At 67.2% G+C, this 11,845-nt stretch carries 8 protein-coding genes; 1 reads left to right on the top strand and 7 read right to left on the bottom strand.

Features of this window, described 5'->3' with window-relative positions:
• Positions 1 to 22: 22 nt before the first annotated feature.
• The 5 genes from AB0M22_RS20590 to AB0M22_RS20570 all read right to left on the bottom strand — a co-directional run bounded on the left by AB0M22_RS20590 (position 23) and on the right by AB0M22_RS20570 (position 7,073).
• Positions 23 to 853, bottom strand: coding sequence for an SDR family oxidoreductase (locus AB0M22_RS20590; RefSeq protein WP_364728848.1), 831 nt, complete (start codon positions 851 to 853; stop codon positions 23 to 25).
• A 1,674-nt stretch (positions 854 to 2,527) separates the two neighbouring features.
• Entirely contained in the window at positions 2,528 to 3,481 is a 954-nt protein-coding gene (locus tag AB0M22_RS20585; RefSeq protein ID WP_364728845.1) for an ABC transporter permease, read from the bottom strand.
• The gene (locus AB0M22_RS20580) at positions 3,478 to 4,446 is read right to left on the bottom strand and encodes an ABC transporter permease (protein ID WP_364728842.1); all 969 of its coding nucleotides are present in this window, start codon (positions 4,444 to 4,446) and stop codon (positions 3,478 to 3,480) included. Before AB0M22_RS20580 ends, AB0M22_RS20585 begins: the two co-directional genes overlap by 4 nt.
• On the bottom strand, positions 4,439 to 5,974 hold the full coding sequence (locus tag AB0M22_RS20575; protein WP_364728839.1) for a sugar ABC transporter ATP-binding protein: 1,536 nt from the start codon (positions 5,972 to 5,974) through the stop codon (positions 4,439 to 4,441). Before AB0M22_RS20575 ends, AB0M22_RS20580 begins: the two co-directional genes overlap by 8 nt.
• 22 nt (positions 5,975 to 5,996) lie before the next feature.
• A complete protein-coding gene (locus AB0M22_RS20570) occupies positions 5,997 to 7,073 on the bottom strand; it encodes an ABC transporter substrate-binding protein (protein WP_364728836.1) in 1,077 nt (358 codons plus the stop codon).
• A gap of 172 nt (positions 7,074 to 7,245) precedes the next feature.
• On the opposite strand from AB0M22_RS20570, the gene AB0M22_RS20565 reads away from it, so the two are divergent.
• On the top strand, positions 7,246 to 8,241 hold the full coding sequence (locus tag AB0M22_RS20565; protein ID WP_364728833.1) for a LacI family DNA-binding transcriptional regulator: 996 nt from the start codon (positions 7,246 to 7,248) through the stop codon (positions 8,239 to 8,241).
• 40 nt (positions 8,242 to 8,281) lie between these two features.
• Here AB0M22_RS20565 and AB0M22_RS20560 read toward each other — a convergent pair whose 3' ends face one another.
• Together AB0M22_RS20560 and AB0M22_RS20555 are read right to left on the bottom strand one after the other, a co-directional pair.
• Entirely contained in the window at positions 8,282 to 8,719 is a 438-nt protein-coding gene (locus tag AB0M22_RS20560; protein ID WP_364728830.1) for a PPOX class F420-dependent oxidoreductase, read from the bottom strand.
• 108 nt (positions 8,720 to 8,827) lie between these two features.
• Positions 8,828 to 11,755, bottom strand: coding sequence for a BTAD domain-containing putative transcriptional regulator (locus AB0M22_RS20555; protein WP_364728827.1), 2,928 nt, complete (start codon positions 11,753 to 11,755; stop codon positions 8,828 to 8,830).
• Positions 11,756 to 11,845: the final 90 nt, after the last annotated feature.

Raw genomic sequence — 11,845 nt, 5'->3', positions numbered from 1 at the left:
GTTGACTGCTTGGCGACCGCGTCTAGGGTTCGACCATGGTCGCGCTCACCTCGCACAGCCGCAGCCCGAGCGCGTCGTCCTGCGCCCGGCGCGACGGGATCTTGACGCGGTTCTTCTGGAAATACACGCCGGTGACTCCAGCGACCTCCGGGTCGGTCGCGAGATAACTCAGCGCCCGCCCGCCTTCCCCGACGGGAATCATGAACAGCCGCTTGGCCAGCGCGATCAGCGGCTGCCCGTACCACGGCAGCGAATCCCAGATCCCGCTCTCCACCGCGCCGGGATGAAAGGCGTTGACCGTCACGCCGGCGCCCTCGAGCCGGCGCGCCAATGCCCTGGCGTACAGGATATTGGCCAACTTCGATCGGCTGTAGGCCTTTTCGCCCGAATACCCGCTCTCGAAGCCGAGGTCATCGAAGTCCAGGGTGGCGCCGAAATGCAGGACCGACGAGGTGAACAGGATGCGCGAGGGCGCGTTGCGCACCATCAGATCGACGAGCAGTTCGGTGAGCAGGAAACCACCGAGGTGATTGACGCCGAACGTCATCTCGATGCCGTCCTCGGTCTCGGTGCGCTGCTTGTGATAACCGCCCGCATTGTTGGCCAGCACATCCAGCCGGTCGTATTGCGCGAGCACATTTTTGGCGAGCTGACGGATGGCGGCCTGGGACGCGAAGTCACATTCGAGGGTATCGACGCCGCGCGCGCCGGCGGCCCGCACCGCGGTCGCCGTATCGGCCAGCTTCCGCGGATTCCGTCCGACGAGCACCAGCCGATGACCTCCTGCGGCGCACTGTAGTGCCGCTGCGCGGCCGATACCCGATGTTGCCCCCGTGATCAGGATCGTCTTCATAGCCGATCACCATGCCACACGTTTCCGGCTGGTCAGGGGCACCGGCGGCCCGTCAGCGCGGCCCTGAAAGATGCTGCGCAGGAAGGATATCTACGCAACTTCGCAGGTCTGGCCGCGCTGGTTCGACGCGCCACGACATTTCGCCGTGGCCCCGCGAGCGTCGTCGCGGGGCCAGGGTAGGGGGTTATAGGGGTATGCCCGCATGCGTCAGGCCGACGCCGGATGGCGGCGGACCGAACGGCGTGGCACGCCGGCCGTCAGCCGATGCCGAGCGCCCGGCCGATTCCGCTGATGAGCGCATACGCCCCGCCGATGACGATCAGCGGCGAGAGGATGGCCAGCCAGATGAGCGCGCCTTCGGGATTATTGACGTCCATGTGCAATCTCCTAACAGTGATTCAATCCGGTCAGCCGTCTTATCGGATTGAATTTGCTAGATGTTACCTAGCGCCTCGCCCGGCTAGATCGCTTCGGCCACCGGTCGCAGCTCGCACAATCGGACAGCCCGCCACGGCAACCCACCCGCACACCCGCACACCATCTGACTTCACGCACCCCGACTCACCGCCCTGACACCCATGCGTACGCCAAAGGGCGTGCATGTGCGGCCACCAACGCGCCCCCTGGACTGCGCCGCCGCCTCGGACCACCATCGAGTCGAGTCAAATGGTCGTTAGTTGATCTTCAACAGCGACCATTTGACTCGACTCGATGTTCGGGAACGACCATTTGACTCGACTCGATCTTCCTTGCCGTCTCTGAACCGGACCACAGCCAAGGAACCACGCCGGAACTCCCACGTTGCCCATACCAACAGCGGGAGGTAAGCCGGGGACCCCACCTGACGCGCCCAGCACTGCTCCAGTGAAAACCTGGGACAAGTCTTCAGAACTACGGACCAGGCCTCATCGCGAATCTTTCCCCTCGGAGCAGGTACACCTACCCGGTAGGTACAGCTAAGGACATCCCAGGCTGACCTGGCCAGTAAAACTGAAGACCTACACCGGTTTTCACTGAAGTAGTGCTGGGCACGTCGTGTGCCGTACCCGGCTTACCTCCCGCAGTCAGATGCGTGTTCGTCGAGTTCCGGCGTGGTTCCTTGGCTGTGGTCCCGTTACAAACGCTTCGGACAAGAGGCGGGATGGTCAGGTCGCGTTATCGAGGGGTCTTCGCACACCTGCTCCATCCATCACACTCCTGCTTCATCCTCCGCACACCGGCTTCATCCCCCGCACACCTGTTTCATTCTTCGCAGACCTGCTTCATCTTTCGCATATCCGTCAGCACGTTGAGGGGTATGCGGAGTGAGAAGCAGGTGTGCGGAGTTGACCTATCTGTCGCTTGGTCTGCGGTTTCGGGGTTTGCCTCGGTGCTGATGGGGAGGGACGGGACGACGTTGCCGGTCAACATGGAGAGGTGCGGTTGCCAGCAGTCGATCAGACCTCTGCAGTACCGCGCCACCGCCGCGGAGCGTCCCCTCTGACCGTAACTCCCAGGATCTGCACACTCTCTTGGGATACGCACCGAGAATAGGGCCCTAAAGCCGGTGCGGATCCCGAGTTAGGGTGCGTGGATTCTGTTGTCGACGTTGCGGTCGGCGCTCGCACCCTGTTCGACCTTTCAGCTCCAGAGGCGGCGGATCGAGACCCGGCAGGGCGAGTCGCGTCCGCGATCTCACTCTCGGCGCACGTACCCGAGCAGTCGCTGCAACACGACCACGACTAGCAGGAAGGCGCCGCTGACTACCGATTGATAGTTGCTGTCCAGGGTGCCGATTTCGTTGATGATGTCCTGGATGACATTGCGCAGCAGGACGCCGAAGATGGTGCCGATCACGGTGCCGACTCCGCCGGTGAGCAGTGTTCCCCCGATTACCACCGCGGCGATCGCGTCCAGCTCGGTGCCGACGCCGATCACGGTGACCCCGGACTCCAGATAGGCGGCGGTCATCGCGCCGGCGAATCCGGCCAGCAGCCCGCTGAGGGTGTAGACCATGATCTTGGTGCGGATCACCGGTAGACCCATGAGCACCGCGGAGCGCTCGGAGCCGCCGGTCGCGAACACGACCTGGCCGAAGGCCGTGCGGCGTAAGAGCACCGCACCGGCGGCGAATAGGATCAGGGTGAGGTAGACCGGATAACCGATGCCGAACAGCGTCCCCCGGCCGATCTCCAGGAACGCCTGTCCACGCTCGATCTTGTAGGTGGTCGCGCCCTCGTCGGTGATGGCGAGCAACAGCCCTCGGGCAAAAAGCAAGGTCGCCAGGGTGACGATGAACGGCGCCATCCCGGTCCGCGCCACCAGCAGACCGTTGATCATCCCGATCAGACCGCACACCGCCAGCGGCAACAGCAGCGCCGCCGCGAACCCCCACTGCGATCCGTACGCGGCCAGCACCCCGCCGAGCGCATACACCGACCCGGCCGACAGGTCGATGCCCCCGGAGATGATCACGAAGGTCATGCCGAGCGCGATCACCGCGAGGAACGAACTCTGCATCGCCAGATCGCGCATATTGGTGACGCTGCCGAAATGCGGCAGGGTCGCCCAAGCCACCCCGGCCACCACGACGAAGACCACCGCCGCGGGCTGCTTCTGCAACCATTCGAGGAGAAACCGCGGGCTCATCGGCTGTTCCGCTCCCGCGCGACATACACGGCCACCACGATGATCGCCGCCTGCACCATCTGCGCGGTAGAGGACGGCAGATCGTGCTTGATCAGGGTGGCCAGCACCAACTGCATGAGCAGCGCCCCGGCCACGGTGCCGACCACCCGGACCTTGCCGCCGGTCAACGGCGTGCCGCCGACCACGACCGCGGTGATGGCCGAAAGTTCCATCAGCAGACCGACATCCGCCGGATCACTGGCCCGCAGCCGGGCGGTGGCGAGCACCCCCGCCAACCCGGCGAGCACGCCGCAGATCGCATAGACGGCGACCAGCACGCGCCGCACCGGCAACCCCGCCAGCTCGCTCGCGGATCGGTTGCCGCCGATCGCGACCAGCTGGCGGCCGAATGTGGTTCGGCGAATGAGGAATCCGGCGCCGACCGCCAGCAGGGCCGCGATCAGCACGCTGATCGGGACGCCGAACAGGTCGCCGGAGCCGAGGGTGAGGAAGGATTCGTTCCGGATGTCGACGAGCTGCCCGTTGGCGATCACCAGCGCCAGCCCGCGACCGGCGACCAGCAGGGCCAGGGTGGCGACGATCGGTTGAATCCCGATGCGCGCCACCAGAAGTCCGTTGAACAGACCTGCCGCCAGACCGATCAGCAGGGCGACCACGATCGCGGCCGCGGGCCCGTAGCCGAGATATTGCGGAATCATGGCCGCGGCCAACGCCATCACCGCGCCGACGGACAGGTCGATGCCTTCGGTCCCGATCACCAGCGCCATGCCGAGCGCCACGATGACCACCGGCGCGGCCTGGAGCAGCTGCGTGCGAAGGTTGGCGAGCGTGAAGAAATTCGACGTGGCCACCAGGTTGAACAGGATCAGCGCACCGAGGGCGGCGTACACGCCGTACGCCTGTAACCAGACCGTGGTACGAGCCCGCCACGCAGGCGGCCGCCGGGCAGCGACCTGCTCAATCATCCGATGTCCCTTCGGGATCCGGCGCCTCGGCGAGCGCGGCCAGCACATTGCTCTCGGTCAGCTGATCGCCGACCAGTTCGCCGACCGTCGCCCCGTCGCGCAGAATGAGCAGCCGGTCGGCCCCGTCGAGCAGCTCCTCCAATTCCGCGGAGATGAGCACGACCGCCAGCCCCGCATCGGCGAGTTCGTCGATCAGCGCCTGCACCTCGAGCTTGGCGCCGACATCGATGCCGCGCGTCGGCTCGTCCAGCAGTAACAGCTTGGGCTGCAAGCACAACCAGCGCGCCAGCATCACCTTCTGCTGGTTGCCGCCGGAGAGTTCGGACACCTTCTGCTCCGGCCCGGCCACCTTGATCCGCAGCCGATCGATGAAGGTATCGACGATCCGATCCTGTTGCGCGCGACTGACCAACCCGAATCGAGACAGCCGCGGCAACGCGGCCAGCACGATGTTCTCCCGGACCGACAGCTCCGGAATGATCCCGTCGGCCCTGCGGTCCTCGGCCAGCATGGCAATGCCGGCCGCGATCGCCGCGGGCGTGCTGCCGGATCGAACAGTCTTCCCGCCGAGGACGACCGAACCGCGATCCAACGGCAGCGCCCCGAAGATGGCCCGCGCGGTCTCGCTGCGTCCGGAACCCAGAAGCCCGGCCAGCCCGACGATTTCGCCCGCCCGCGCGGACACCGAGACGCCGGCCAGCCGAGGCCTGCTGACCAGATCCTCGGCCCGCAACACCTGCTCGGCCGCGGCATGCCGATCGTCGGCGAAGTTGGTCGCGCCGTGCGCGCGAATCTCGCCGATATCGCGGCCGAGCATCATGGCGATCAGCGGCAGCCGTTCGAGTTCGGCGAGCGGCCCGGTGTGCACCAGCTTGCCGTCGCGTAAAACGGTGACCCGGTTGCAGATTCGGTAGAGCTCATCGAGCCGGTGGCTGACGTAGACCACGGCGATCTCGCGTTCGTGCAGGCGCTCGATCACCGCGAACAGCGTCTCCACCTCGCGTGGTTCCAGGGCCGAGGTCGGCTCGTCCATGATGACCACCCGCGCGTCGATCGACACCGCGCGGGCCAGCGCGACCATCTGCTGCGCGCCGACACCGAGACTGCGCAGCGGTCGGCGGACATCGTCGGTGATGCCGTACCCGGCGAGCAGCTCGGCCGCCATCCGGAACATCCGCCGTTGGTCGATGAGCCCCAACCGATTTCGCGGTTCACGCCCCAGAAAGACGTTGTGCGCGATGCTCATCATCGGGATGAGATCGACCTCTTGGTAGATCGTGGAGATGCCCGCGCGTTGCGCGTGCAGCGGCGTCGGGAACACGGCGGGTTCGCCCCGATAGCGCAGCTCTCCGCCGTCCAGCTGGTAGACGCCGGTCAGCGCCTTGATCAGGGTGGATTTGCCCGCGCCGTTCTCCCCGACCAGCGCATGCACCTCACCCGGGCGCAGGGTGAAGGACACACCGTCGAGCGCGCGGGTGCCGCCGAACTCCTTGCGCGCCTCGACGACCTCGAGCACCGGTTCGCTCATCGGAATCTGCTTGTCGGCGTGATCAATACGAGTTGGCCGCCTTCGCGGCGGCATTCGTCTCGTCGTACTCGTCGTCGGAGATGATCACCGTCGCCGGGATGGCGGCGCCGTCCTGGAACTGCTGCAACGTCTGGAACGCCAGCGGGCCGAAGCGCGGATTCGACTCGATGACCGCGTTGTACGAACCGTCGACGATGAGCTGGACCGCGTTGTGCGTGCCGTCCACCGAGACGATCTTGATGTCGGTGCCGGGCTTCTTGCCCGCGCCCTTGATCGCGTTGACCGCCCCGATGCCCATCTCGTCGTTCTCCGCGTAGACGGCGGTGATGTCCGGGTGGCTCTGCAACAGCTGCTCCATCACCGACAGTCCCTTGGACCGGTCGAAGTCGCCGGTCTGCTCGGCGACGATGGTCAGACCGGGCGTGCCGGCCAGCCGGTCCTTGAAACCCTTTGTCCGGTCGGTGGTTACGTTGTTGCCGGAGGAGCCGAGCAGGATCGCGATCTTGCCCTGGCCGCCGGTGACCCGGATCATCTGATCGGCCGCGCGCTTGCCCTGCTCGACGAAGTCGGAGCCGATGAAGGTCAGGTAGTCGGTGCAGGGTTGGGAGGTGACCTTGCGATCCACCGTGATGACCGGCACCCGCTTGGCCTTGGCCGCGTCCAGCGCCGGTTGCAGGCCGTCGGAGTTCAGCGGGGCCACGATCAGCGCCTGCACGCCCTGATCGAGCAGCGACTTGATGTCGCTGATCTGCTTGTTCAGATCGCTCTGGGCGTTGGTGACGAGGAGATTGCCGGACGGAATGCCCAGTGCGGCAGCCTGTTCCTTGATCGACGCGGTCTCGGTGATCCGGAACGGGTTGGCTTCCTTCTCCGATTGGGAGAAGCCGATTTTCGCCGTCTTCGGGTCGATCTTCGGATAACCGGTCTGGGCCAGGGTGCAGGTCGACTGCCCGCTCGGCTGGGTCGCGGCCGCCGATGCCGCGGGACCGGCTCCGGTCGGCGCGGACGAATCCGTCTCGGATTTCGCGCATCCGGACAGGGTGAGGCCGACCGCGGTGGTGACGGCGACGACGATCGCGTGGGTCTTGTTGACGGGCATCGGTAACTCCTCCAGGGCACCCCGTCGAGGGCCGGAGCGCGACCCGATCCTCGCTGCCGTGCGAGGCGTTAGATGAGTTTTACAACGTTGGAACAACGTTGTAAGTAGTTTGGAGAAATCCGTTGAAGATCGGTTTCCGCGGATCGGGCCGAGGGCGAGGAGGAGCAGCGCAGTGGCCGCCACGCTCAAAGATGTTGCGACGCTTGCCGGCGTCTCCATCAAGACGGTATCGAACGTGGTCAACGGGTACGACTTCGTCAAACCGGAGAATCGGCGCAAGGTGCTGGCGGCGCTGGAGGCGACCGGTTACCGGCCGCACCGCGGTGCGCGCAATCTGCGGCGCGGGCGGACCGGGTTCATCGCGCTGGTGCTGCCGGAGCTGAGCATCCCGTACTTCGCCGAGCTGACCGGTCTGGTCATCACCGCCGCCCACCGGCACGAGTGGGGTGTGCTGATCGAACAGACCCAGGGCGTCCGGGGGCAGGAACGCGCCGCCCTTTCGTCGATGGGCCCCTACCTGATCGACGGGGCGATCGTGAGCCCGCAGGCGCTCGAGACCGCGGACTTCGCCGAGTTGTCTCCCGCGGTGCCGCTGGTGCTGCTCGGCGAGCACGCCGTCGACGTGCCCATCGACCATGTGGCGATCGACAATGTGCGCGCCGCTCACACCGCGGTGGGACACCTGGCCCGGATCGGTCGCCGGCGGATCGCCGCGATCGGCCACAACCCGCACCGCGGCACCGCCGCCCTGCGTCTCATCGGCTATCGGGAAGCGTTGGCCGAGAACGGGATTCCCGAGCGGAGCGAGTTGATCGTGACGGCGCTGGAGTATCACCGGCGCGACGGCGCCGAGGCCATGGATCACCTCCTGGATCTACCGGAACCACCCGACGCGGTCTTCTGCTTCAACGACCTGCTCGCCCTCGGCGCGATGCGCCGGGTCGCCGAACGGGGCCTGCGAATTCCCGAGGACGTGGCGATCGTCGGGTTCGACAACACCGAGGAGAGCGCGTTCAGCATCCCGTCGCTGACCACCATCGCACCCGACAAGATCGCCATCGCCGGCACGGCGGTCGAGCTGCTCCGCCGCCGCGGCACCGAAACCTTTGCCGTCCAAGACATTCAGATCCCGTTCACGCTGGAGATCCGGGAGAGCACCGGCGGCTGACCAACAGGGCGGCGGTGAAGGTCGAGTCCCGGAAGGGGTTTCAGCCTGCGCTCTGGTAGTCGGGTTCGATGCGGGCGACGACCCGTTCGAGGTCACGGGAGTACGGGTTGCCGGTGTACTTCATCGCGAGGCGGTCGATGATCGGCCAAGCGGCGTCGCCGTCGAGCCACTCGACGACCTTGCCGCGGATGATCACCGGCTGAAACAGGTTGTCGGCGGGGGTCATCGAGAGCGCGACGCGTGGGTCGCGGCGCAGGTTGCGGGCCTTACGACTGCTCGGACCGGTGAGGATGACGACGTGGTCGCCGTCGGTGCCGACATAGACCGGCACAGCATGGGGCGAGCCGTCGGGGAGGAGGGTGGCCAGATGGGCGTGCGGTGCGCCGTCGAGCACTCGGCGCACTTCGGGATCGAGAGTGCGGCGTTCGGGATCGTTCCCCTCGACCGACGCTGCATCGGCGCTGAAATCCTTGCTCATCTCGGTAAACCTTTCAAAGTTCCTTCAAGAGACCCCAAGAACGTAGCACTCTAAGTTCCCTAAGGGAACCCCAATTGGCGGGCCGGTTCCCGCACGCGACGAAAGCCGTCATTTACCTCGTGACAATGCGAGGATCGCGGACGACGAACCGTTGACCGGGCGCGGGGCGGACATGTCGGGGGCGACCAGGCCGATGCGCTTGCTCAGGTGGGCCACCTTGCGCAGGATCGGTTCGGCCTCGTCGGTGCGGCCGACGGCGGTCAGGGCGCGGCCGTAGACCCGCATGGCACGCAGGCGGCGGACGGTGGCGGAGACCTCGGTGAGCGCCCGCACGGCTTCGGCGGCGATCGGCACCGCGGCCTCGGCGTCGCCGCTGTAGAGGGCCACCTCGGCCAATCTGGCCAGCGCCCAACCCTCTTGGTGCCGGCGACCGTCGCGGCGGGCCACTTCGAGCGCCTGCTCGCACAGCTCTCTGGCTTTCACGGGCTCGCCGCGATGCAGGGTCGCGTAGCCGAGCTCGTGCAGGGCCATCGACTCGAGCCGGAGGCTGCCGACCAGTCGCGCGATGCACAGGGCCTGCTCGGCGGATTCGGCGGCTTCCGGCCAGCGCCGGGCGTCGCAGTAGGTGCGGGCGAGGGTCGCCCAGCCCATGCCTTCGCTCCACTGGTTGCCGCCCTCCCGTCCCAGTTCGATGGCGCGCCGGAAGTGTTCCGCGGCGACGTCGACGTTCTCCTGGTAAGCCATGGCGGTGCCGAGCATCTGCTCGGCGAGGACCGCGCCGGCCAGGTCGCCCAGGTTACGGAGCAGCGCACCCACATTCCGGAGGGTGCGCGCGGCGCCCAGATCGCCCATGCCGACCAACCGGGCGACCGCGGCGGCGAGTTGGGCCCGGCCCATGGTCTGCTGGTCGCCGTCCTTTTCGGCGGCCCGGCTCAACTTCTCCAACACGTTCGCCACCTGCGGCAGGTGCTCGCCCGCATCGCCGCCCACCGCGAGCGACAGCGCGAGATCGACTGCGAGCGTGCGGGTTCGGGCGTCGGAGACATCGGCCACCTGCCGATAAAGGGCAACCAGCCCGAATCGTTCCGCCTTTGCCCATGCGGCGCACTGCCGTTCGTCGGTGAACGACTGCCCGGCCACGCTGGTCGCGGCGTAGTAGTCCGTGCCGACGCCCGGATCACGCAGTTCCACAATGTTTTTCGCACTGGCCAGATAGAAATCGATCAGCCGGCGCAGGGCATCGGCCCATTCCTTCTGCTGCGCCGCATCCGCGACACCGCGGGCGAACAGCCGCAAGAGATCGTGATACCGGTAGCGGCTGCGCTCGGGCGTCTGCAACATGCCCAGGTCGACCAGGGATTCGCAGAGCCGCTCGGCCTCGATCCGATCCCGGTCGATCAGCGCGGCCACCGCGGCGACCGACAGATCGGGCGCGTCGGAGAACGCGGCGAGCACGAAGACGCGGGCGACGTCGGGGGTGAGCAGGCGGTAGCTCTCCCGGAACACAAGTTCCACGCTCGTGTTCCCGACCGAGAGTTCGGCCAGCCGGCCACGTTCGTCGGCCAGTCGTTCCGCGACCGCGGCGAGCCGCCAGGTGGGCCGGCTCGCGAGCCGCGCGCCGACGATGCGCAACGAGACCGGCAGATGCCCGCACGCCCGCAGGATGGCATGTGCCGCATCGGGTTCGTCCCGCAGCCGCCGCACCGACACCATCCGCTCGAGCAGCGACCACGCCTCGTCCGGGGTCAGCACATCCAGCGGGACCAACCGCGCGTCGAACAATTCCGCCAGACTCGAGCGGCTGGTGACCAGCACCGCCACTGTGCCGGAGCCCGGCAGCAGCGGGGCGAGCTGCTCGACGTCCCGTGCGTTGTCCAGCACCAGCAGAATGCGCTTGCCCGCAACGGTGTTGCGCCACAAGGCCGTTCGCTCTGCCAGATCGGACGGCAGCTCCCCCGCCTCGATGCCGAACGAGCGGAAGGCGACCGCCAGCAGCATGTCGGTCGAGCGCGGATGTTCGTCCAGCCCACCGAGATCCAGATACAGCGCGCCGTCCGGATAGTGCTTCCGCGCGCGATGGGCGAGATGCACTGCGAGCGTGGTCTTTCCGACGCCGCCCAGCCCGGTGATGGCGATCATCGGGCGGTGGTCGGAGTCCGCGGCCAAGATCTCGGCCAGCTCGTGGGCCACGTCTTCGCGGCCGACGAAGTCGGCGAGGTCGGGTGGCAGCTGGGCCGGAATCCGCCGGGGACCTGAATCCATTGCGACAGTAGGCAGCTCAGCGGCTTCCTCGAAGTCCGGCGCCTCCGCCGACAGGATCTGCTGATGCAGCCGGGCCAGCTGCGGACCGGGCTCGAGCCCGAGTTCGTCGGCCAGCACCCGGCGCGCGTTGCGGTACACGTCGAGCGCCTCGACCCGCCGCCCGCTGCGGTGCAGCGCGAGCATCAGCAGTTCGTACCAGCGCTCGCAGTGCGGGTCGGCCGCGATGAGCGCCTCCGACTCCGCGACGGCGACCGAATACCGCCCCAGATCCAGCGCGACGGTGACCCCGACTTCGTACAGGGCCAATCGCAGCCTGCTCAGGCGGGCGCGCTCGCCTTCGGCCCACGGTCCGGGCAGCCCGATCATCGGGTCGCCGCGCCACAGCTGCTGCGCCGCGGTCAACTTGGCGTCCGCCTCGTCGAGCGCACCCGACCGGCGATCGGATTCGGCGGCCGCGATCAGTTCCTCGACGGCGACGACATCGAACTCGACCGGCAGGTTGAGCCGATACCCACCGCGCGTCGAAGCGAGCCACTCACCTCCGGCGCCCGCGTGCCCGTGCGCATCGAAGAGCCGACGCAACACGAGCACATGGTTGCGCAGGACGCTGGCCGCCGTCTTCGGCGGCCGGTCGGCCCATAGGCGCGCGGCCAGCTGCGTCGTCGACAGCGTGCTCCCCGGCTCGGCCGCGAGCATGGCCAGCACGGCCAGCAGCTGCGGCGCCGCGATGTCCAGATGCTCGTCCCCCAGCCACACCTCGACCGGCCCCAACATGCGTAGTCGTAGTTCTCCGGGCCCCGCCCCATCAATACCCGAACACTGCTGCGGTGCCAAACGAATCCCTCACATTCGAATCCAGCCGAG

The sequence above is a fragment of the Nocardia sp. NPDC051756 genome, assembly GCF_040681495.1.
GTDB lineage: Bacteria > Actinomycetota > Actinomycetes > Mycobacteriales > Mycobacteriaceae > Nocardia.
This window is presented reverse-complemented; position numbering and strand designations above follow the sequence as displayed.